The following is a 20633-nucleotide window of genomic DNA, read 5'->3' as shown; positions in this document are numbered from 1 at the left end:
ATGACGGGCATTTCGATGAAACGTGTTTCTCAACTGACCGCGCTGACCGCCGCTTTAGGTCTCGCCGCTTTCTCTTCTTTCGCCGCTGATATGGCGCACTCCCTCACCCTCGCAGAGCTTCAGCAGCAAAAAGGCGCGGTCATTGATACCCGCGTCAGCGCCTTTTATAACGGCTGGCCCCAGACGCGGAACGGAACCTCCGGCCATGAACCTGCGGCCCTGAATCTCTCTGCCCGCTGGCTTGGGGCGATGAACGAGGCGCAGCTGAAAGCCTGGGCTACGCAGCATCAGCTGACCCCGACAACGCCCATCGCGTTATACGGCGACGACAGCGATAACCAGGCCGTGAAGGCGCGGCTGAGCGAGGCAGGTTTCAGCCACATAACGTTGCTTGGCGACGCCCTGCAAACTCCGGCTCGCCTGCAACGCCTTGCCCATTTCGAACAGCTGGTTTACCCCCAGTGGCTGCATCAGCTCCAGCAGGGGAAACCGGTGACCGCCGCCCCAGCCGGGGAGTGGAAAGTGATTGAGGCCGCCTGGGGCGCGCCGAAATTTTATCTGCTGAGCCACATTCCCGGTGCGGACTATATCGACACTAACGAGGTGGAGAGCGAGCCGCTGTGGAACAAGGTCTCTGACGACGCCCTCAAGGCGATGCTGGCGAAACATGGTATTCGCCATGACACCACGGTGATCCTCTACGGACGAGACGTCTATGCCGCAGCCCGCGTGGCGCAGATCATGCTGTATGCCGGGGTGAAAGATGTGCGCCTGCTGGATGGCGGCTGGAAAGCGTGGGACGACGCTGGCCTGCCGGTTGAGCGCGGCACGCCGGACAACGTCAAACCGGCGGCCGATTTCGGCGCGCCGATCCCCGGACAGCCGCAGCTGATGCTGAGCACCGAACAGGCCCGCGGCCTGCTGCATCGTCAGGATGCCTCGCTGGTGAGCATCCGCTCATGGCCGGAGTTTACCGGCGTGACCAGCGGCTACAGTTACATCAAACCAAAAGGTGAAATTAAAGGCGCCCGCTGGGGTCATGCTGGCAGCGACTCCACCCATATGGAAAATTTCCATAACCCGGACGGCACCATGCGCAGCGCGGACGATATCGCCGCCATGTGGAAGCAGTGGCATATCCTGCCGGATCAGCAGGTGGCGTTTTACTGCGGTACCGGCTGGCGGGCATCTGAAACCTTTATGTATGCCCGGGCGATGGGCTGGAAAAACGTCGCTGTCTATGACGGGGGCTGGTATGAGTGGAGCAGCAACCCGCAGAACCCGGTGGTAACCGGTGAACGCGGGCCAGACAGCTCGCTGTGATCACGGCTGGCGCTGAACGTTTTTCAGCGTCAGATACCCACTCCAGACGCGCGTTGCGGTGGTGAGCCAGCACAACGCGCCAAACCCCCACGCCAGCCAGCCGAAGTGCGCCGGGAACAGGCAAAAAAGCACAAACAGCAGCAGCGTTTCCGTCCCTTCCGTCAGACCGCCCAGATAGTAAAACGACTTGTGGGCATACCCCGGATTATCAATTTCATGCTTCGCGGCCAGCGCCGCAAACGCCAGAAAACTGCTCCCGGTACCGATAAACGCAAACAGCAGCCAGGCGGCGGGCAGCGCGTTCTGAACAGGATCGGCGAGGGCAAACCCAAAAGGCACGAGGGCGTAGAACAGGAAGTCGAGGGCGATATCGAGAAAGCCCCCGGCATCGGTCAGCCCGCGTCGTCGGGCCAGCGCCCCGTCCAGCCCGTCCAGCAACCGGTTCAGCAAAATGGCCACCAGCGCCGCCAGATACCAGCCCAGCGCCAGAAACGGCAGCGCCAGCACCCCGATAGCGAAGCCGATCAGCGTGATACCGTCCGGGGTGATGCCCGGTTTATCAAGGGTGGCCACCAGCCGGTTAAGCAGCGGCTTGATGCGCGGGTGAAGGTGACGGTCAAGCATCCTGTTTTTCTCCTGCCATCGCGCACAGTCCCTGGGAGGGGATATCCAGCGCCGCGTTAAAACGGGCGGACAGATTCTGGAACGCGAGCAGCGCCGTCATCTCGGTGATCGCCTCATCATCAAAGTGACGGCGCAGCGCCACTTTGGTGGCCTCATCAACCCCCGGCGGCGTGGCGGTCACCGCTTCCGCATAGGCCAGCGCGGCGCGCTCTTTATCGTTGAAGAGGCTGCTGTCCCGCCATGCTGCCACCGCCTGCACCTTTTCCAGCCCGCCGCTGCGTTCTGCCAGACGCAGCGCGTTGGCGTCGATACAAAAGGCGCAGTGGCAGATCTGCGAGACGCGGGTCATCAGCAGCGATCGTAGCCCCGGTTCAAGCGGTGATTTTTTACGCTCCAGAAAACCCACAAACAGCGCCACCAGCCAGAAGAGCCGGGGCATGCGTCCCCACCAGCGAAGGGGGTTGAGCACCGCGCCATAATGTTTTTTCTGCATCGAGGCGACTGGCGTTAGAATGGCGGGGATGGATTGAATGGGTTTAACCCAGACTGGCGGTCTCTCTTTCACAGGATGCTCCCTGGCGTGTTAAGTGCGCAGATCCTAACTTTTATTCTCTCAACGATTATTGACGATCATGCTAAAAACACTCGATGTTGTCTGCGCTATTCTCGAACGGGATGGCAAAATTCTACTGGCGCAACGCCCTGAGCATGCGGATCAGCCGGGTCTGTGGGAGTTTGCCGGGGGCAAAGTGGAAACCGGAGAGACGCAGCCCGACGCGCTGGTGCGCGAACTGCGCGAGGAGCTCGGCATTGACGCGCGTCCTGGCCGCTATATCGCCAGCCATCAGCGGGAAGTGTCCCGGCGGCTCATCAATCTGCACGCCTGGCACGTCCCGGAATTTACCGGCGCGCCTGAAACGCATTATCACAGCCAGCTGGTGTGGTGTTCACCGCGCGAGGCGCTGGATTACGATCTTGCCCCGGCGGATATCCCCCTGCTGGAGGCCTTTATTCTCTTACGCGACGCCACACCAGCGGATTCGTACTCAGGGCATTAGGATCGCGCTGGCACTGTAACAGCACGCCCTCCGCTTTTACCACCGCCCCCTCTGAATAGTTTTGATCCTGATAGATGCAGCACTGGTTGCACGGCGGTGGACGCTGACCGCTGGAGCTGAAGATCTCCGGCGGGATATTCACATCCACCCCGGTGCCAAACCGCTGGTCGGCCTGGCTGCCGGCCGAGAAAACCCCAAGCAAAACAGCCATCGCAATACGCTTCATAGACGTCTCTTCCTGTTGTGTCCTGATAATCACTATAACGGTAAAAAGTGCGGGAAGCTTTAATCCCACCGGTCATCGTTTTTTGTTATGACCCGGCGCGTTTAATGAATTTATCTGGACGGGGAAATTTTGCTTGCCTTCCAAAGGCCATCGGGTGGTATAGTCGAAAAACACAACAACATGTATATATTTGTAACAAACAGAATAATCCCAATATATAAGAGGAACTTATAGTTATGGACCAGGCTTGCTCCCTTGACTCCTTTTTGAATCGTGTTCAACAGCGTGACCCGCACCAGAGTGAATTTGCTCAGGCCGTACGTGAAGTAATGACCACCCTCTGGCCCTTCCTGGAACAAAACCCCCGCTATCGTCAGATGTCCCTGCTCGAGCGTCTGGTTGAACCTGAGCGCGTGATCCAGTTCCGCGTGGTGTGGGTTGATGACCGAAACCAGGTGCAGGTTAACCGTGCCTGGCGTGTGCAGTTCAACTCCGCGATCGGCCCGTTCAAGGGCGGCATGCGTTTCCACCCGTCGGTGAACCTGTCGATTCTGAAGTTCCTCGGCTTTGAACAGACCTTTAAAAATGCCCTGACCACCCTGCCTATGGGCGGCGGCAAAGGCGGCAGCGACTTTGATCCGAAAGGCAAAAGCGAAGGCGAAGTGATGCGTTTCTGCCAGGCGCTGATGACGGAACTGTACCGTCACCTGGGGGCAGATACCGACGTACCGGCCGGGGATATCGGTGTTGGCGGTCGTGAAGTCGGCTTTATGGCCGGGATGATGAAAAAGCTCTCTAATAACAGCGCCTGCGTCTTTACCGGAAAAGGCCTCTCCTTCGGCGGCAGCCTCATCCGCCCGGAAGCTACCGGCTATGGTCTGGTCTATTTCACTGAAGCGATGCTGAAGCGTCACGGGATGAGCTTTGAAGGCATGCGCGTCGCGGTGTCCGGCTCCGGTAACGTGGCCCAGTACGCTATCGAAAAAGCGATGCAGTTCGGCGCGCGCGTCATCACCGCCTCTGATTCCAGCGGCACCGTGGTTGACGAAGCGGGCTTCACCGCAGAAAAACTGGCACGCCTGTGCGAAATCAAAGCCAGCCGCGACGGTCGCGTGGCCGACTACGCCCGTGAGTTCGGTCTGACCTATCTGGAAGGCAAGCAGCCGTGGTCCGTGCCGGTGGATATCGCCCTGCCATGCGCCACCCAGAACGAACTGGACGTGGATGCCGCGCACCAGCTGATCGCCAACGGCGTGAAGGCCGTGGCCGAAGGGGCCAACATGCCAACCACCATCGAAGCCACTGACCTGTTCCTGCAGGCTGACGTGCTGTTCGCGCCGGGTAAAGCGGCGAACGCGGGCGGTGTGGCAACCTCAGGCCTTGAGATGGCGCAGAACGCCGCGCGTATGGGCTGGAAAGCGGAGAAAGTGGATGCGCGTCTGCACCACATCATGCTGGATATTCACCACGCCTGCGTTGAGTACGGCGGAGAAGAGAAGCAGACCAACTACGTTCGCGGGGCGAACATTGCCGGGTTTGTGAAAGTGGCCGATGCGATGATGGGTCAGGGTGTGATCTGATTGTGTTGATGTAGCGGGTGGTGCGGCCTGATGCCCTCACCCCGGCCCTCTCCCACAGGGAGAGGGAGAAATGCGTTGTAGGCCGGGTAAGGCGAAGCCGCCACCCGGCAATATGTTTTACGCCGCACTCTTCTTCTTAAACTTTTTCTTCTTGTCGCCGCCCGGCGCCACCATACCGCGAAAATCCCGGACCGAGGTGTTTCGCGCCTGGTTAATCAGATCGAATAACGTTCCCACCAGCGGCTGCATAAAGTCCTGATAGCGACACTGCTTCTCGCTGATCTGCGTCAGCACTGACTCCCAGTGCGCGGTCATGTCCGGTCTGGCGGCCATCTCCGGCAGAGAGTGGATCAGCGCCCGGCCTGCGTCCGTGGAGTGGATATAACGCCCCTTCTTGTGCAGAAAACCGCGTTTAAACAGCAGCTCGATGATCCCGGCGCGGGTCGCTTCCGTGCCCAGCCCGTCGGTAGCACGCAGGATCTTCTTCAGATCTTTATCCTGCACAAAGCGGGCGATCCCGGTCATGGCGGAGAGGATTGTGGCGTCGGTGAAATGACGCGGCGGTTGCGTCTGTCGTTCCACCACTTCGCCCTTCTCGCACAGCAGCTCGTCGTTTTTCGCCACCACCGGCAGCGGCGTGCCGTCGTTCTCCTCGTCCCGCTCTTTATTGCCCAGCAGCGTACGCCACCCTGCTTCCGCGAGGAACCGGGCTTTGGCAATGAACTTGCCTTTGGCGATCTCCAGCTCAATGACGCACTTGCGGAACACCGCATCCGGGCAGAACTGCATCAGATACTGGCGGGCCACCAGGTTATAGACCTTCGCTTCGTTATCCGTCAGGTTGACGGAACTGCTGCGCGCCGTCGGAATGATGGCGTGGTGAGCATCCACCTTTTTGTCGTCCCAGCAGCGATTGCGGGTGTCCGGGTTGACCACCGGCTGCGGCACTAAATCAGGCGCGTGGACGGCGATGGCGTTCAGCACCGCGTGACGTCCGGCAAAATGCTCTTCCGGCAGGTAACGGCTGTCGGAACGCGGATAGGTAATCAGCTTGTGCGTCTCGTAGAGCTTCTGGCAAATATCCAGTACGTTTTGCGCACTCAGGCCATAGCGTTTTGCCGCCTCAATCTGCAGAGCAGAAAGCGAGAACGGCAGCGGCGCAGGTTCTGATTCCCGTTTATCGTTATAGCTGGTGACGACGGCGGGCTGGCCCTGGATGCGGGTCACCACGTGATCGGCCAGAGGACGATGCAGGAGACGCCCCTCTTCATCCTGGTAAGGCTCGCAGGCCTCACTCGGCTGCCACACCGCGGTAAAACGTTCATCCTTCGGGGTAACAATATGGGCTTTCACCTCGAAGTAGTCTTTGGCGACAAAGTTTTCGATCTCTTCGTCGCGGCGCACCACCAGCCCCAGCACCGGGGTCTGCACCCGGCCCACCGAGAGCACCCCCTGATACCCGGCGTTTCGCCCGAGGATGGTGTAGGCGCGGGTCATGTTGATGCCGTACAGCCAGTCGGCGCGGGCGCGGGCAAGCGCCGAAACGCAGAGCGGTACAAACTCGCTGTTGGCGCGCAAACGCGAAATAGCCCGCTCCACCGCCTGGGGGTTGAGGTCGTTAATCAGACAGCGCTGCACCTGCTGGCGCTTTTCCGGCGCCAGGCTCAGGTAATCCAGCACCTCATCCACCAGCAACTGACCTTCACGATCCGGGTCACCGGCGTGGATCACTTCCGCCGCCTCATTCAGCAGTCGCTTAATGACGTTCAGCTGTTTGGTCACCGACGGGCGCGGCTGCAGCTGCCACTTTTCCGGCACGATAGGAAGATCGTTAAGATTCCAGCGCGCGTAGCGGCTGTCGTAGGCATCCGGCTGGGCCTGCTCCAGCAGGTGGCCGATACACCAGGTGACCACCTGCCCGTTTCCGCACTCAATATAGCCGTCGCCCTTGCGATGCGGTTTGGGTAAGACATCCGCAATCGCCCTGGCGAGGCTCGGTTTTTCGGCAATAAATAACCGCATTGAATTAACGGATCTCAATCATCGGACGGCCGCCGCGGGCGGTCACCAGCTCGCCAATGGCGGTCAGGCTGATGCCATACTCGGCGGCGGTTGCGCGGACGTCGTCTTCGGCCTCTGGCGTCACGGCCAGCAGCAGGCCGCCGGAGGTTTGCGGATCGCACAGCAGATCGCGCCACTCGGCAGGCATGTCACCCATCAGATGGCCGTAGCTGGCGAAGTTACGCTGCGTCCCGCCCGGAACGGCGCCCTGGGCAATATAGGCTTCAACGCCCGGCAGCTTCGGCACCTCCTGATACCAGACCTGGGCCTGAACGCCCGCGCCCTGGCACACTTCGCTGAGGTGGCCCAGCAGCCCGAAGCCCGTCACGTCGGTCATCGCCTTCACGCCGTCAATATTGGCAAAGGCGGCGCCGGCCAGGTTCATCTGGCACATCACTTCCGTCGCCAGCCCTTTGTGCTCCGGCAGCAGCAGCGATTTTTTCTCGGCGGTGGTGAGTACGCCAATACCCAGCGGCTTGGTGAGAAACAGCTTGCAGCCCGCTTCTGCGGTGCTGTTACGTTTAACGCGCTCCGTCGGCACCACGCCCGTTACCGCCAGGCCGAAAATCGGCTCCGGGGCGTCGATAGAGTGGCCGCCCGCCAGGGCAATCCCCGCCTGCTGGCAGGCAAAACGCCCCCCCTCGATCACCTCGCGGGCGATCTCCGGGGCCAGGGTATTGATCGGCCAGCCGAGGATCGCAATCGCCATGATCGGCTTGCCGCCCATGGCAAAAATGTCGCTGATGGCATTGGTGGCCGCAATGCGCCCGAAGTCGTACGGGTTGTCGACGATGGGCATGAAGAAATCGGTGGTGCTGATAATGCTGGTGCCGTTGCCCAGATCGTAGACTGCGGCATCATCGCGGGTTTCGTTGCCCACAAGCAGGTTCGGGTCGACAAACTTCGCCTGCTCGCTGTGCAGAATGGTCTCCAGCACTTTAGGTGAAATTTTACAACCGCAACCGGCTCCATGGCTGTATTGCGTTAAACGAATGGCTTGCTCGCTCATGACAATCTCCTTTCATTACAATTGCACTATGTTAGCGCTCATTCCATTAAGTGATAAGTATGACTGTCTGAATTCTGCGGCGCTTGCTCAGGATCCAGACAGTTTTTATGTCGTGGCTCAGAATCGGGTGACGAAAGGTGCGGTATCGGGCACGGAAACGGTGGTTGAGGCTTTAAGCTGCGGGGTGCCGAGATAGAGGAAACCGACGATTTTATCGTCTGCGCCGCAGTCGAGTCCTTCACGTACAACCGGGCTATCGGTCAGGGCGCCGCTGCGCCAGATACCGTTGTAGCCTTGCGCAACCGCCGCCATCTGCATCGCCATCACCGCACAACCGGCAGACATCTCCTGCTCCCAGACCGGCACTTTATGCTGCGGCTGGCATTTGGCGACCACGGCGATGATCATCGGGGCGCGGAACGGCGCGTTGCGGGCTTTCTCAATCGCCTTCTCATCCTGCCCGGCAGCAATGGCGCCTTTCTCCAGCAGGGTGCTGAAGCGATCGCGACCGTCACCTTCGATAATAAAGAAGTGCCACGGCTGTAAGGTGCCGTGATCCGGGGCGCGCATCCCGGCGCGGAGAATGTTGTCCAGCTGTTCGCCGGCCGGAGCAGGTTCCGCCAGGCGCGAGGCGCTACGACGGTTAACAAGCAGTTCGAGTGCATCCATTGGGTTAACTCCTGTCTTAAAATTTACTCAAAATTAACACGACGGCAGATTTTGTTACAGCGTAGCAGGCGATTCCTGCTGACAAGTGACGGTCGGGTCATTACGATAGCCCGACAACACCGTCCAGCGTGGACGGACAGGTCATTATCTGGACAGGGAGAATACATGCGAACCCTCTGGCGACTGCTTGCCGGCTTTTTTAAATGGACGTGGCGACTGCTTAATTTCGTCCGCAACCTGGTGATGAATCTCTTTTTCATCCTGATTGTAATGGTTTGCGTCGGGGTCTGGATGCACCTCAGCGCCACCAGCCAGAGCCAGAACGCCGGGCGCGGCGCGCTGCTGCTGGATATAACGGGCGTGGTGGTGGATAAACCCTCCACCAGCAACCGACTGGGCGTACTGGGCCGCCAGCTGTTTGGCGCGACCAGCGACCGTCTGCAGGAAAACTCGCTGTTTGATATCGTCGACGCGATTCGTCAGGCGAAGGACGATCGCAACATTACCGGCATCGTGCTGGATCTGAAAAACTTTGCCGGGGCAGATCAGCCTTCGATGCAGTACATCGGTAAAGCGCTGCGCGAGTTCCGCGACAGCGGCAAACCGGTGATTGCGGTGGGCGATAACTACAGCCAGGGGCAGTACTATCTGGCGAGCTTTGCCAACAAAGTATGGCTGTCACCGCAGGGCAGCGTGGATCTGCACGGCTTTGCCACCAACGGCCTCTATTACAAATCCCTGCTTGATAAGCTGAAGGTCACCACCCACGTCTTCCGCGTCGGGACCTATAAATCTGCCGTTGAGCCGTTTATCCGCGACGATATGTCCCCTGCTGCCCGTGAAGCGGACAGCCGCTGGATTGGCGAGCTGTGGCAGAACTACCTGGGCACCGTTGCCGCTAACCGCCAGATCGCTGCTGAACAGGTGTTCCCGGGCGCGCAGGGCGTGCTGGACGGGCTGCGTAAGGTGGATGGCGATACCGCGAAATATGCCCTGGACCACAAGCTGGTGGATGCCCTGGGCTCCAGCGCCGAGGTTGAAAAGTCCCTGACTAAACAGTTCGGCTGGAGCAAAGAGGACAAAAACTACAGCGCCATCAGCTTCTACGATTATCAGGCGAAAAAACCAGCCGATACCGGGGACAGCATCGCTGTGGTCTTTGCTAACGGCGCTATCATGGATGGCGAAGAGACGCCGGGTAACGTCGGGGGGGATACCACCGCCGCACAGATCCGCGACGCGCGTCTCGATCCGAAAGTGAAAGCCATCGTGCTGCGGGTTAACAGCCCGGGCGGCAGCGTCAGCGCATCAGAAGTGATCCGCGCTGAACTGGCCGCCGCGCGCGCCGCCGGCAAGCCGGTGGTGGTCTCGATGGGTGGAATGGCCGCCTCCGGTGGCTACTGGATCTCCACCCCGGCGAACTACATCGTGGCAAACCCAAGCACCCTTACCGGCTCGATTGGCATCTTTGGGGTGATTAACACCGTTGAAAACAGCCTCGACTATCTGGGCGTGCACACCGACGGCGTCGCAACCTCACCGCTGGCCGACATCTCCGTGACTAAAGCGCTGCCGCCGGAAGTGTCGCAGATGATGCAGCTCAGCATTGAGAATGGCTATAAGCGCTTTATCAATCTGGTAGCCGACTCCCGTAAGCGAACCCCGGAACAGATCGATCAGATTGCCCAGGGTCACGTCTGGACGGGCCAAGATGCGAAGAGCAACGGTCTGGTGGATAACCTGGGCGACTTTGACGATGCCGTAGCGAAGGCCGCTGAACTGGCGAAACTGAAGCAGTGGCACATCGATTTCTATCAGGATGAGCCGACCTTCATGGACCTGGTGATGGACAGCTTCTCCGGCTCGGTAAAAGCCATGCTGCCGGACGCGCTGCAGGCTTACCTGCCGGCCCCGGTCGCCACGGCGGCGAAAGCGGTCAAAGCGGAGGGCGACAAGCTGGCCGCCTTTAACGATCCGCAAAACCGCTACGCGTTCTGCCTCACCTGCGCTAACGTACGTTAATCTCCATCCCCTCTTCCACGAAGAGGGGATTTTTCTTTGAAGCAAACGAACATTACATCATGCAAAAGAAATCAATTTATGTGGCCTATACCGGCGGTACCATCGGTATGCAGCGCTCAGAAAATGGCTATATACCGGTATCTGGCCACCTGCAGCGGCAGCTGGCGTTAATGCCTGAATTCCATCGCCCGGAGATGCCGGACTTCACCATTCACGAATATGACCCGCTAATGGACTCTTCCGACATGACCCCGGAAGACTGGCAACATATCGCCGACGACATCAAGGCGCACTACGACGACTACGATGGTTTCGTGATCCTGCACGGCACCGACACGATGGCGTTTACCGCCTCCGCGCTGTCGTTCATGCTGGAAAATCTCAGCAAGCCGGTGATCGTCACCGGGTCACAGATCCCGCTGGCGGAGCTGCGCTCCGACGGGCAGATCAACCTGCTTAACTCTCTGTACGTGGCGGCCAACTTCCCGATTAACGAAGTGAGCCTGTTCTTCAACAACCGGCTCTATCGCGGGAACCGTACCACCAAAGCCCATGCCGACGGCTTTGATGCCTTTGCCTCGCCGAATCTCACGCCGCTGTTGGAAGCGGGGATCCATATCCGCCGCCTCGGTACGCCACCGGCACCGCATACCTCCGGTGAGCTGGTGGTGCACCCCATCACCCCGCAGCCGATTGGCGTGGTGACGATTTATCCGGGCATCTCCGCCGACGTGGTGCGTAACTTCCTGCGCCAGCCGGTTAAGGCTCTGATTCTGCGCTCCTACGGCGTGGGCAATGCGCCGCAGAACGGCGAGTTCCTGAAAGAGCTTCAGGAGGCGAGCAGCCGCGGGATTGTGGTGGTGAACCTGACTCAGTGCATGTCCGGCAAGGTGAATATGGGCGGCTATGCCACCGGTAATGCCCTCGCACAAGCCGGAGTGGTGAGCGGCTTCGATATGACGGTCGAGGCGACGCTGACTAAACTTCACTACTTACTCAGTCAGGATCTGGATGTGCAGGCGATCCGCACCGCAATGATGCAAAACCTGCGTGGCGAACTGACGCCAGACGAATAAGGAGCCCCTATGAAGCAACGAGCCCTGTTACTGGTCGATTTACAAAATGATTTTTGCGCCGGTGGCGCGCTGGCGGTAGCCGAAGGCGACAGCACGGTTGATGTCGCCAACGACCTGATTACATGGTGCAAAGCGCGCGGTGAAGCGGTGGTTGCCAGCCAGGACTGGCACCCGGCGGACCACGGCAGCTTTGCCAGCCAGCATAACGTCGAGCCCTTCACCCAGGGCGAGCTGGACGGCCTGCCGCAAACCTTCTGGCCCGATCACTGCGTGCAGCACACTGAAGGCGCAGATTTGCATCCTCTGCTTAATAGCAAAGCCATTGACGCGGTGTTTCAGAAGGGCGAAAACCCAAACATCGACAGCTACAGTGCCTTTTTTGATAACGGCCACCGGCAGAAAACGGGGTTGGATCAGTGGCTGCGTCATCATGAAATCGTGGAGCTGATTGTGATGGGGCTGGCGACGGACTACTGCGTGAAGTTTACCGTGCTGGATGCGTTGCAGCTGGGCTACCGGGTGAACGTCATCACCGATGGCTGTCGCGGGGTGAACATTCAGCGTCAGGACAGCGCCCAGGCGTTTATGGATATGGCGGCCGAAGGCGCCACCCTGTATACGCTGGCGGACTGGCAGGAGACGCAGGCCTGATAGCCTTATGCCGGGTGGCGGCTACGCCTTACCCGGCCTACAATACCCCAGCTCCGAGCAAGCGCTGCGCCGCCGGGCACAATTCTCATTAGCCCCATAAAGTGAACTCCCTCCCACTCTCAGCGAAGCGGTAATGCTATTCTTTTTTGGCACTTTTTTCGCCACGCTTTTCCGTGGCGTGGTTATTTTATTCGTCAAAGAGGAACCTGTATGAAACGTTTGCCATTGCTGGCAGCTTTACCCCTGCTCTGCGCCTCCATTGCTTCCGCCAGTTCGTTAATGTCTGTTGGATATTTCAACGGCGGCGGCGACGTCACTGCCGGACCGGGCGGAGATATCAATAAGCTGGACGTGCGCCAGATAACTCATCTTAACTACTCTTTTGGCCTGATCTATAACGACGAAAAAGACGAAACTAACCCGGCGTTAAAAGATCCCGCCAGACTGCATCAGATCTGGTTATCCCCTAAAGTTGAAGCCGATCTCGCCCTGCTTCCGGTCCTGCGTAAACAAAACCCTGACCTTAAGGTGCTGCTCTCCGTTGGCGGCTGGGGGGCTCGTGGTTTCTCCGGCGCGGCATCCACTCCGGAGACCCGGGCAGTATTCATTCGCTCCGCCGAAGCAATCGTTGAGAAATACGGTCTCGACGGGATCGATCTCGACTGGGAGTTCCCGGTCAACGGCGCGTGGGGCCTGGTGGCAAGCAAGCCTGAGGATCGGGATAACTTTACCGCCCTGCTGAAAGGGTTACGCGAGGCGTTCGGCCAGAAAAAACTGGTGACCATTGCCGTCGGCGCAAATGTCGAGAGCCCGAAAAGCTGGGTCGACGTGAAGGCCGTGGCGCCCCTGCTCGATTACATCAACCTGATGACCTACGACATGGCGTACGGTACCCAGTACTTCAACGCCAACCTGTATGACTCCAGCGCCTGGCCGACCGTGGCCGCCGCGGATAAATACAGCGTCGATTTTGTAGTGAATAACTATCTGGCCGCCGGGCTGAAGCCGCAGCAGATGAACCTTGGCATCGGTTTTTATGGCCGCGTACCGAAGCGCGCCGTCGAACCGGGCATTGACTGGAGCAAAGCTGATGCCCAGAAAAATCCTGCCACACAGCCTTACTTCAGCGCACAGCAGATCGACCTGTTCAAATCCCTGGGCTACGATCTGACCAAAGACACCTACGTTAAGTACAACGATATTGTGAAGACGTTTTTAAACGACCCACAGAAACGCTTTACCCAGCAGTGGGACGATGAGGCCAAAGTCCCCTGGCTGTCGGTGAAATCTGGTGACGGTAAGCCGCTGTTTGCTCTGTCGTATGAAAACCCGCGTTCGGTGGCGATCAAAGCAGAGTACATCAAGGAGAAAGGGCTGGCCGGAGCCATGTTCTGGGAGTACGGCGCGGATGACAATAACCAGCTGGCGAAGCAGCTTGCTGATTCCCTGGGGATAAAACACAAGTAACGGATAACAGGCCCGGTGAGAGCTCACCGGGCTGCTTTATGCGCGATCAATGCACTTTCAACGTCGCGATCGATTTCGGCGTAATACCAAAATCTTCTTTCAACTGCTGTTTGCTCTTCATCACCATCTGACCCTGAGTGTCGATGGTCATGTGCTGCGCGTCGGTATTGTTGCGCGCCTGCCAAAGCATCACCAGCTGCAGGCAGTTCTCTTTCTGCTCGGGGGTCAGCGCCACGCCATCGGCCCACTTGCCCAGCTCTACCGCCGTGACCAGACGCTGATAAACTTCCGGCGTCATGCCGTTAATCATCTCTTCAATATTCATGTTTAATCCCGGTGTGAAGGAATAATTTGCTGAATCGATTTTTCAACCTTTAGTCTGGTCGCCGTTCTGGTCATCAGTGAAGCTTAACGAGGCGGAATTGACGCAAAAACGCTCCCCTGTCGGCTGAGGGCCATCCGGGAAGACGTGACCGAGATGGGCGTCACAGTTTCCACAGCGGATCTCAATGCGCTCCATACCGTGGCTGGTGTCCTTCAGATAGTGAATTGCCTCTTCACTGACCGGTTCATAGAAGCTCGGCCAGCCGCAGCCAGAATCATATTTGCTCTGGGAGTTAAACAGGGCGGCGTCGCATACCAGACAGTGGTAAACACCATCACGCTTGTTATGCAGCAGACGCCCGGTAAACGGGGGTTCCGTACCGTGGTTCTGCGTTACGTAGAACTGCATTTCTGTGAGGTTTTTTTTCAGTTCATCGGGGTTATGTTGATTCGACATAGGCTTACATCTCGCAGTTGAAACAGACTACTTTTAACCACGATTCTAACAAAACATTAACACTGAAGTATGAACTTTTGTTCTAAACTTACTCGTTGCGCAGAGGCACTCAGACAAATGTGATCTACTCCACATTTTTATGTGGTCATCCCTTTAAAATTCCGTGCGCAGGCCCCATATGGGTGCAAGCTCCAAGGGAATGTGAGGTAGGTCAATCGAGTAAAGCTGGTGCGAAGGATTGATTTGTCGCAATGATTGACACGATTCCGCTTGACGCTGCGTAAGGTTTTTGTAATTTTACACGCAACCTTTTATTCACTAACAAATAGCTGGTGGAATATATGACTATCAAAGTAGGTATCAACGGTTTTGGCCGTATCGGCCGTATTGTTTTCCGTGCTGCTCAGGAACGTTCTGACATCGAAATCGTTGGTATCAACGATCTGTTAGACGCTGAATACATGGCGTACATGCTGAAGTACGACTCAACTCACGGTCGTTTCAACGGCACCGTTGAAGTGAAAGACGGCCACCTGGTTGTTAACGGCAAAACCATCCGTGTTACTGCTGAAAAAGATCCAGCTAACCTGAAGTGGGGCGAAATCGGTGTTGACGTTGTTGCTGAAGCAACCGGTATCTTCCTGACTGACGAAACTGCGCGTAAGCACATCACCGCTGGCGCGAAAAAAGTTGTTCTGACTGGTCCATCCAAAGACAACACCCCAATGTTCGTTAAAGGCGCTAACTTCGAGAAGTATGCTGGCCAGGACATCGTTTCCAACGCATCCTGCACCACCAACTGCCTGGCGCCACTGGCTAAAGTTATCAACGACAACTTCGGTATCGTTGAAGGCCTGATGACCACCGTTCACGCTACCACCGCTACTCAGAAAACCGTTGATGGCCCGTCTCACAAAGACTGGCGCGGCGGCCGCGGCGCAGCTCAGAACATCATCCCTTCTTCTACCGGTGCTGCTAAAGCAGTAGGCGTAGTTCTGCCAGAACTGAACGGCAAACTGACTGGTATGGCGTTCCGCGTTCCTACTCCAAACGTATCTGTTGTTGACCTGACCGTTCGTCTGGAAAAAGCAGCAAGCTACGAAGAAATCAAGAAAGCAATCAAAGCGGCTTCTGAAGGCGCAATGAAAGGCGTTCTGGGTTACACCGAAGACGACGTTGTTTCTACCGATTTCAACGGCGAAGTTTGCACTTCCGTGTTCGATGCTAAAGCTGGTATCGCACTGAACGACAACTTCGTGAAACTGGTATCCTGGTACGACAACGAAACCGGTTACTCTAACAAAGTTCTGGACCTGATCGCTCACATCTCCAAATAAGTGAGATGAGAAACTGATCCAAAAAGGCGACCTTGGTCGCCTTTTTTTATGGCATTAAAGACAGAGGATTGCGTAATGATTAAAACAATTTTTGCACTTCCGGTAGTCGAACAACTTACCCCTGTGCTTTCCCGCCGTCAGATTGACGATGTTGAAGTGATTGTGGTCGAACATCCACAGGTTAAGGCTTCCGTTGCCCTTCATGGCGCACATCTGCTCTCATGGCAGCCAGAAGGCGAAGTGGAAGCATTGTGGCTGAGTGATATCACCTCCTTTAAAAAAGGCGCCGCTATTCGTGGTGGCGTGCCGATCTGCTGGCCGTGGTTTGGCCCGGCCGCTCAGCAGGGTCTGCCGTCGCACGGTTTTGCCCGCAACCTGCCGTGGACGCTGAAAGCGCACAACGAAGATGAATCCGGCGTGGTGTTGACCTTTGAACTGCAAAGCGATGACGAGACGCGCAAACTCTGGCCGCACGACTTTACCCTGTATGCACGCTTTAAGCTGGGTAAAACCTGCGAGATCGAACTGGAGGCGCACGGGGAATTCGAAACCACCTCTGCCCTGCACACCTATTTCAACGTTGGCGACATCGCTGCCGTCACCGTGAACGGCCTTGGCGATACCTTTATCGACAAAGTGGATAATGCGAAAGAAGGCCGGCTGACCGACGGCGCGCAGACGTTCCCGGATCGTACCGACCGCGTCTATCTGAACCCGGAAGCCTGCAGCGTAATCGAAGATACCGCGCTGAACCGCGCGATTGAAGTCATCCATCATCATCACAGCAACGTGGTCGGCTGGAACCCTGGCCCGGCGCTCTCCGTCAGCATGGGTGACATGCCGGATGATGGGTATAAAACCTTTGTCTGCGTGGAAACCGCCTGCGTCAGCGAACCACAAAAAGCGACGGAAGAGAAACCAACCCGTCTGGGACAGACCATTCACATTGTGAAGCGTTAATTCCCTGCCCTTGCCCTCTCCAGCTGAGAGGGCATTTCTTTTACGTCAGACCACGTCTAACGGCGTTTTCTGCTGTGGCGCCGGGAAAGCCGCATCCAGCTTCTGTAATGCCTCTGCTGAGAGGGAAATCTCCAGCGCCCCCGCATTCTCTTCCACATGCGCTACAGACGACGCTTTAGGGATAGCAATGACCCCGCGGTGACGAATAACCCACGCCAGCAGAATCTGTGCCGCCGTGGCGTTGTACTCCCGGGCAATGGTATTGACCACCGGGTGATTCATCAGTCCGCTGCGCAACCGTCCGGCCTGCGCCAGCGGGCAGTAGGCCATTACCGGCATGTTTTGCTGCTGACACCAGGGCAGCAGATCATACTCGATTCCGCGTGATGCCAGATGGTAGAGCACCTGATCGGTGGCGCACGCCTGGCCGCCGGGAATCTGCCGGAGCGCCTGCATATCCGCATAGTCCAGATTAGAGACGCCCCAGCGGCCAATTTTACCCTGCTGTTGTAGCGTCTCCATCAAGCCGACAGTCTCTTCCAGGGCGTAATTACCGCGCCAGTGCAGGAGATAGAGATCAATATGATCGGTACCCAGGCGACGCAGGCTGGCTTCACAGGCGGCGATGCCTTTTTGTCCCCCTGCATTCCACGGGTACACTTTAGAGACCAGAAAAACCTTATCGCGCAGGCCCTTGATCGCCTCGCCGACCACCTCTTCCGCCCCGCCCTCGGCATACATCTCGGCGGTATCGATTAGCGTCAGTCCCCGTTCAATACCCGCACGCAGGGCATCACTCTCCTGGCGACACTGATTTGACTTTTCTCCCATATACCAGGTACCCTGGCCGATAGCCGGCAGCACCCTGCTGTCGTCAAAGGTGACGGTTTTTTCGCTCATAATATGCTCCTGTTTGTCTGCACCACCCTAAAACAAACGGGGCGCCAGAGCCCCGTTATGATGCACAAATTGAATCGTCAATAACGGTGAAAACGCACACATATTAAGGTTCGACTACTGAAAGTTGGAACTGTCGCAATATGATGATATTAAACCCGGCCCCGGCGGCTCCCATCCCGATTTTAGCTGCCATTCCCGGTTTGCGATGATATTTTCTGCCGGTACAGGAACAGGAATGATATTTTTGGGCGCCGCTGAGCCGGTCATCCCATCCATTTCCGCGCCAGTAGATATACCTGAGATAATCACAGCGGTCGCGCCGGGTTAAAACCTTCAGGCCTCGATAATGTTGCGGCCTGAATTTCTCTGGCTGAGTGGTGTTGATTAACGGCCAATAGTGCCGCCAGTATTGGTGCGATCATCAAACCACCTACCCAGCACCCTTCCATACGTATCCGTGATTGAATACTGCGCCTGGTCGACGCTGAACAACAGTACACCATTAATCACACGCGCACGCTCCACCAACTGACCTTTATAACGAACCTCTCTCGGCTGCACACGAATGACCTTATTACCGAGACGCTGGCCATTCGAGGCAAATATGGAGTAGGTGCCGGTGAATCTGGTGAAGACTTTGCTGCGCTTCTCCGCCGCAGCGTTTTGAGCCGGAGTTTTGTTAAGATTGCAGGTGTTACCGGCGTTCATCTCGGTGCATCCGGAGCGCTTTAATTGCTCACGATATTGGGCATTCATAGCCTGAGCCGGAGTTGCGGCTATTGTCGCCAGGATGAGAGTTATTATCATTTTTTTCATGGTTGTTGTTCCAGTTCGTCAGACTCATCAAACTATGCCCACCACGCTATTAAGAGTTGCGACCCAGCGTCAGCCATTGCCAGCAATTGAGAAGCGTTCTGGCGATGAGGCACTGCTGGGGCATGAGTCATATTGAGACAGATCGATGCGCCAGGTTTGAAGTTGCTAAAAAAAACCCCGCCTCAGTTTTAGAATCTGGGGCGAGGTGCGCAATGCGCTATCAACACAAAGTCACTAACACTCTCTTTGCCGCCGTTAACGGCGGCGAACTAATGGCCTTTTAACGTGAAGGCCGATTCTTTTATGCGTTCTCTGCAGGAGCAGGTACGGAAGCAATAGCGAGGCGCGCGGTGCGTCGCTCTTTGAACAGCCAGCGCCATATCAGCAGGCTTATCGGAATGATCACAAGCGGTCGGAAATAGATCTGCGGCGAGTAATCAAAGAGTAACTCCGCAATGGCATCAACGCTCCGTTGATACCGCTCAGCCAACGAAATAAAACTGACAGACAAACCAGCAGCGGAGAGTAAAAGTGAAATGCTGCACGCTTTCCAGAAACTCATTTCTGGCCACTCCCCTTCGGCATATTTCCAGTTGAACCAATAACCGATGGCCGCCAGCATCAGCAGAAGAAACAGGTAACCGCCGCTGCATGCATCTACCAGGCTCATCAGGGGGATCGCAGACAAGCACAGCCAAATTGCCAGGATTACCGCTTTATAAATTGTCATATTCCTTTGCCTACTCCCACCGCTTTTCGCAGCGGGAAACAAGTGATCGCTAGTTGTCCAGGTAAACGATAATGCCCAAACTGTTTTCCTGTATTCCCAACACCAGAGATTGACGCTAATAAATCCGGCGAAAAAAGGTAAACCCCATTATTAGCCGCGCTCAATAACGCCACGATCGTGTGTGTCGGCATTTTCCCAGAAGCTCCCTCCCGTTGTGTAAATCACAAAAGTACGGTTGTTTTTGCCGTTGATGATCAGCATGTCGTTCAAAATGGTGGCTTTTACTGGCTTTCCGTCGACGGTCGTTTTTCCCACACCAATATGAATGTTTGCAATGCGTTGTCCGTTTGGACGGTGCGCCACATAGTTCCCTTCAAACTTTTGTAGGTCAGACTTCGCAGCAGGCGCCACGCCGTCACTGAATCCTGCGGCCTCGTTTTGCGCTTTCGTTTTATGAATATCACAGCCCTGAACCTCTGTGACCTGAGTGCAACCTGAGCGAATAAGTTGGTCACGGTAATGCGCATTGATAGCGTGCGCTGCTGGCGCTGCGGTGACGATTGATACAGCCAGGAATGTCAGCATTTTTTTCATGTTTAATTACCCATGATGATGGCGGTTGCCGTGGTGATGACCATTGTCATCATTGTCGTGGTGCCTATGGTGATGATCATCTTTGTGATCATCCTTTTTGGAGTCATCTTTGTTGTATTTATGCTTTGCGACGGCAGTAGCGACCGCTGCGGCGCCCACACCGACGGCTGCGGCGGAAAGATAGGGGTGTTCTGCGCAACCGGCCAGCGCTGCGGTCATGGTGAGTGCTAACATCATTTTTTTCATGTTAATTTCTTCTTATCGTTGTGCTTCTGCTTCTACCTGGACAATCTCTTTTCGGAGTTCAGCCCGGCGCTTAGCGTAGAACGCATGTACTTCGGGGGATTGTTCATTCCATAGAGCAGCGGATTTGCGCTCATAGTTGACGGTGCAAGCTGCACGGTCATTGTTTGCAGCGGACTCGATTTCCTGGCGACCGGATCCTTCAACAGGCGTAAGACCATAGAGACGGCTGTGATACTTCTCGGTAACCAGTTGCTGGCATCGCAGATTCGCGCGAGCGTAGATTTGGCGAGTCGCGCGAAACTGAGCCAGTTCATCACCCAGGGTGTCATGCTGCTGCACAGCGCAGCCAGCAAGGGTGACGGCCACCAGCGCAGAAATTACGTAACGTTTCATATTGGTTCCTGAAAAAAGGGCGCTTGCGCAGCCCAGGGTTGTTTTGCCCACGGCGTAGCGACGGCTTTTGTCTTAGCGGTTTATGCTCAGCGTTTTTATGAAGAAGAAGG

General features: G+C 56.7%; 24 protein-coding genes. 10 read left to right on the top strand and 14 right to left on the bottom strand.

The features are described 5' to 3' along the window. Positions 1-15 precede the first annotated feature (15 nt). Positions 16-1323 carry a sulfurtransferase gene (locus tag NB069_RS09030; protein ID WP_250589033.1) on the top strand — a complete coding sequence of 436 codons (1308 nt, stop codon included), beginning with the start codon at positions 16-18 and terminating at the stop codon, positions 1321-1323. On the opposite strand, the gene NB069_RS09025 is transcribed toward NB069_RS09030, so the two are convergent. Then, on the bottom strand, positions 1324-1947 hold the full coding sequence (locus NB069_RS09025; RefSeq protein WP_250589032.1) for a CDP-alcohol phosphatidyltransferase family protein: 624 nt from the start codon (positions 1945-1947) through the stop codon (positions 1324-1326). Then, complete coding sequence (locus NB069_RS09020) at positions 1940-2440, bottom strand: carboxymuconolactone decarboxylase family protein (protein WP_250589479.1); 501 nt, start codon at positions 2438-2440, stop codon at positions 1940-1942. Before NB069_RS09020 ends, NB069_RS09025 begins: the two co-directional genes overlap by 8 nt. A gap of 139 nt (positions 2441-2579) precedes the next feature. On the opposite strand from NB069_RS09020, the gene NB069_RS09015 reads away from it, so the two are divergent. After that, positions 2580-3005, top strand: coding sequence for a pyrimidine (deoxy)nucleoside triphosphate diphosphatase (locus tag NB069_RS09015; protein ID WP_250589031.1), 426 nt, complete (start codon positions 2580-2582; stop codon positions 3003-3005). Here NB069_RS09015 and NB069_RS09010 read toward each other — a convergent pair. Next, the gene (locus NB069_RS09010) at positions 2956-3231 is read right to left on the bottom strand and encodes a YnjH family protein (protein ID WP_250589030.1); all 276 of its coding nucleotides are present in this window, start codon (positions 3229-3231) and stop codon (positions 2956-2958) included. The genes NB069_RS09015 and NB069_RS09010 overlap by 50 nt on opposite strands. Before the next feature lie 236 nt (positions 3232-3467). On the opposite strand from NB069_RS09010, the gene gdhA reads away from it, so the two are divergent. Next, entirely contained in the window at positions 3468-4811 is a 1344-nt protein-coding gene (gene gdhA / locus NB069_RS09005) for an NADP-specific glutamate dehydrogenase (RefSeq protein WP_250589029.1), read from the top strand. Positions 4812-4928: 117 nt separating this feature from the next. Here the strand turns inward: gdhA and NB069_RS09000 are convergent, their stop codons facing one another. From NB069_RS09000 to NB069_RS08990, 3 genes are all read right to left on the bottom strand, one after another. Further along, positions 4929-6833 carry a DNA topoisomerase III gene (locus NB069_RS09000; protein ID WP_250589028.1) on the bottom strand — a complete coding sequence of 635 codons (1905 nt, stop codon included), beginning with the start codon at positions 6831-6833 and terminating at the stop codon, positions 4929-4931. A 4-nt stretch (positions 6834-6837) separates the two neighbouring features. Then, positions 6838-7881, bottom strand: a complete 1044-nt coding sequence (gene selD, locus NB069_RS08995; protein WP_250589027.1) for a selenide, water dikinase SelD — start codon at positions 7879-7881, stop codon at positions 6838-6840. Between the two features lie 117 nt (positions 7882-7998). Beyond that, positions 7999-8550: an NAD(P)H nitroreductase gene (locus NB069_RS08990; RefSeq protein ID WP_039029033.1), complete on the bottom strand. Its 552-nt coding sequence runs from the start codon at positions 8548-8550 to the stop codon at positions 7999-8001. 165 nt (positions 8551-8715) lie between these two features. Between NB069_RS08990 and sppA the strand changes: the two genes are divergently transcribed. From sppA to NB069_RS08970, 4 genes are all read left to right on the top strand, one after another. Beyond that, the gene (sppA, locus tag NB069_RS08985; protein ID WP_250589026.1) at positions 8716-10572 is read left to right on the top strand and encodes a signal peptide peptidase SppA; all 1857 of its coding nucleotides are present in this window, start codon (positions 8716-8718) and stop codon (positions 10570-10572) included. Positions 10573-10631: 59 nt separating this feature from the next. Beyond that, positions 10632-11648, top strand: coding sequence for an asparaginase (gene ansA, locus NB069_RS08980; protein ID WP_250589025.1), 1017 nt, complete (start codon positions 10632-10634; stop codon positions 11646-11648). A gap of 9 nt (positions 11649-11657) precedes the next feature. Further along, positions 11658-12299, top strand: coding sequence for a bifunctional nicotinamidase/pyrazinamidase (pncA, locus tag NB069_RS08975; protein ID WP_250589024.1), 642 nt, complete (start codon positions 11658-11660; stop codon positions 12297-12299). 210 nt (positions 12300-12509) lie between these two features. Next, positions 12510-13766: a glycoside hydrolase family 18 protein gene (locus NB069_RS08970; RefSeq protein WP_250589023.1), complete on the top strand. Its 1257-nt coding sequence runs from the start codon at positions 12510-12512 to the stop codon at positions 13764-13766. Between the two features lie 46 nt (positions 13767-13812). Here NB069_RS08970 and NB069_RS08965 read toward each other — a convergent pair whose 3' ends face one another. Beyond that, positions 13813-14091: a YeaC family protein gene (locus NB069_RS08965; RefSeq protein ID WP_250589022.1), complete on the bottom strand. Its 279-nt coding sequence runs from the start codon at positions 14089-14091 to the stop codon at positions 13813-13815. Positions 14092-14133: 42 nt separating this feature from the next. Continuing rightward, positions 14134-14547 (bottom strand): peptide-methionine (R)-S-oxide reductase MsrB, encoded by a 414-nt coding sequence (gene msrB, locus NB069_RS08960; RefSeq protein ID WP_250589021.1) that lies wholly within the window; start codon positions 14545-14547, stop codon positions 14134-14136. 341 nt (positions 14548-14888) lie between these two features. Here msrB and gapA point away from each other — a divergent pair, with 341 nt between their 5' ends. Continuing rightward, entirely contained in the window at positions 14889-15884 is a 996-nt protein-coding gene (gapA, locus tag NB069_RS08955; protein WP_250589020.1) for a glyceraldehyde-3-phosphate dehydrogenase, read from the top strand. Positions 15885-15959: 75 nt separating this feature from the next. Next, entirely contained in the window at positions 15960-16844 is an 885-nt protein-coding gene (locus NB069_RS08950; RefSeq protein WP_250589019.1) for a D-hexose-6-phosphate mutarotase, read from the top strand. Between the two features lie 45 nt (positions 16845-16889). On the opposite strand, the gene NB069_RS08945 is transcribed toward NB069_RS08950, so the two are convergent. Then, positions 16890-17744 carry an aldo/keto reductase gene (locus NB069_RS08945; protein WP_250589018.1) on the bottom strand — a complete coding sequence of 285 codons (855 nt, stop codon included), beginning with the start codon at positions 17742-17744 and terminating at the stop codon, positions 16890-16892. Positions 17745-17868: 124 nt separating this feature from the next. Here NB069_RS08945 and NB069_RS22525 point away from each other — a divergent pair, with 124 nt between their 5' ends. Continuing rightward, positions 17869-18072 carry a BCCT family transporter gene (locus NB069_RS22525; RefSeq protein ID WP_350223408.1) on the top strand — a complete coding sequence of 68 codons (204 nt, stop codon included), beginning with the start codon at positions 17869-17871 and terminating at the stop codon, positions 18070-18072. A gap of 56 nt (positions 18073-18128) precedes the next feature. On the opposite strand, the gene NB069_RS08940 is transcribed toward NB069_RS22525, so the two are convergent. From NB069_RS08940 to NB069_RS08920, 5 genes are all read right to left on the bottom strand, one after another. Beyond that, positions 18129-18560 carry a hypothetical protein gene (locus tag NB069_RS08940; protein WP_250589017.1) on the bottom strand — a complete coding sequence of 144 codons (432 nt, stop codon included), beginning with the start codon at positions 18558-18560 and terminating at the stop codon, positions 18129-18131. A gap of 301 nt (positions 18561-18861) precedes the next feature. Further along, positions 18862-19290 carry a hypothetical protein gene (locus NB069_RS08935; RefSeq protein WP_250589016.1) on the bottom strand — a complete coding sequence of 143 codons (429 nt, stop codon included), beginning with the start codon at positions 19288-19290 and terminating at the stop codon, positions 18862-18864. Positions 19291-19440: 150 nt separating this feature from the next. Next, complete coding sequence (locus NB069_RS08930) at positions 19441-19884, bottom strand: hypothetical protein (protein ID WP_250589015.1); 444 nt, start codon at positions 19882-19884, stop codon at positions 19441-19443. Between the two features lie 6 nt (positions 19885-19890). Continuing rightward, entirely contained in the window at positions 19891-20130 is a 240-nt protein-coding gene (locus tag NB069_RS08925) for a hypothetical protein (protein WP_223074271.1), read from the bottom strand. A gap of 12 nt (positions 20131-20142) precedes the next feature. Continuing rightward, positions 20143-20523, bottom strand: coding sequence for a hypothetical protein (locus NB069_RS08920; RefSeq protein ID WP_250589014.1), 381 nt, complete (start codon positions 20521-20523; stop codon positions 20143-20145). Between the last annotated feature and the right edge of the window lie 110 nt (positions 20524-20633).

The organism is Leclercia adecarboxylata (genome assembly GCF_023639785.1).
In the GTDB taxonomy this organism is placed as follows: Bacteria; Pseudomonadota; Gammaproteobacteria; order Enterobacterales; family Enterobacteriaceae; genus Enterobacter; species Enterobacter adecarboxylatus_D.
This window is presented reverse-complemented; position numbering and strand designations above follow the sequence as displayed.

Coding starts and splice junctions, on each gene's coding strand:
- gapA (WP_250589020.1), top strand. CDS start 14,889: ATGACTATCAAAGTAGGTATCAACGGTTTTGGCCGTATCGGCCGTATT.
- NB069_RS08965 (WP_250589022.1), bottom strand. CDS start 14,091: ATGAATATTGAAGAGATGATTAACGGCATGACGCCGGAAGTTTATCAG.
- NB069_RS08935 (WP_250589016.1), bottom strand. CDS start 19,290: ATGACAATTTATAAAGCGGTAATCCTGGCAATTTGGCTGTGCTTGTCT.
- ansA (WP_250589025.1), top strand. CDS start 10,632: ATGCAAAAGAAATCAATTTATGTGGCCTATACCGGCGGTACCATCGGT.
- NB069_RS08945 (WP_250589018.1), bottom strand. CDS start 17,744: ATGAGCGAAAAAACCGTCACCTTTGACGACAGCAGGGTGCTGCCGGCT.
- NB069_RS08925 (WP_223074271.1), bottom strand. CDS start 20,130: ATGAAAAAAATGATGTTAGCACTCACCATGACCGCAGCGCTGGCCGGT.
- NB069_RS08920 (WP_250589014.1), bottom strand. CDS start 20,523: ATGAAACGTTACGTAATTTCTGCGCTGGTGGCCGTCACCCTTGCTGGC.
- NB069_RS09000 (WP_250589028.1), bottom strand. CDS start 6,833: ATGCGGTTATTTATTGCCGAAAAACCGAGCCTCGCCAGGGCGATTGCG.
- NB069_RS09025 (WP_250589032.1), bottom strand. CDS start 1,947: ATGCTTGACCGTCACCTTCACCCGCGCATCAAGCCGCTGCTTAACCGG.
- NB069_RS08930 (WP_250589015.1), bottom strand. CDS start 19,884: ATGAAAAAAATGCTGACATTCCTGGCTGTATCAATCGTCACCGCAGCG.
- NB069_RS09010 (WP_250589030.1), bottom strand. CDS start 3,231: ATGAAGCGTATTGCGATGGCTGTTTTGCTTGGGGTTTTCTCGGCCGGC.
- NB069_RS09015 (WP_250589031.1), top strand. CDS start 2,580: ATGCTAAAAACACTCGATGTTGTCTGCGCTATTCTCGAACGGGATGGC.
- NB069_RS08950 (WP_250589019.1), top strand. CDS start 15,960: ATGATTAAAACAATTTTTGCACTTCCGGTAGTCGAACAACTTACCCCT.
- gdhA (WP_250589029.1), top strand. CDS start 3,468: ATGGACCAGGCTTGCTCCCTTGACTCCTTTTTGAATCGTGTTCAACAG.
- NB069_RS09020 (WP_250589479.1), bottom strand. CDS start 2,440: ATGCAGAAAAAACATTATGGCGCGGTGCTCAACCCCCTTCGCTGGTGG.
- NB069_RS08970 (WP_250589023.1), top strand. CDS start 12,510: ATGAAACGTTTGCCATTGCTGGCAGCTTTACCCCTGCTCTGCGCCTCC.
- NB069_RS08990 (WP_039029033.1), bottom strand. CDS start 8,550: ATGGATGCACTCGAACTGCTTGTTAACCGTCGTAGCGCCTCGCGCCTG.
- sppA (WP_250589026.1), top strand. CDS start 8,716: ATGCGAACCCTCTGGCGACTGCTTGCCGGCTTTTTTAAATGGACGTGG.
- selD (WP_250589027.1), bottom strand. CDS start 7,881: ATGAGCGAGCAAGCCATTCGTTTAACGCAATACAGCCATGGAGCCGGT.
- pncA (WP_250589024.1), top strand. CDS start 11,658: ATGAAGCAACGAGCCCTGTTACTGGTCGATTTACAAAATGATTTTTGC.
- NB069_RS09030 (WP_250589033.1), top strand. CDS start 16: ATGAAACGTGTTTCTCAACTGACCGCGCTGACCGCCGCTTTAGGTCTC.
- NB069_RS08940 (WP_250589017.1), bottom strand. CDS start 18,560: ATGAAAAAAATGATAATAACTCTCATCCTGGCGACAATAGCCGCAACT.
- msrB (WP_250589021.1), bottom strand. CDS start 14,547: ATGTCGAATCAACATAACCCCGATGAACTGAAAAAAAACCTCACAGAA.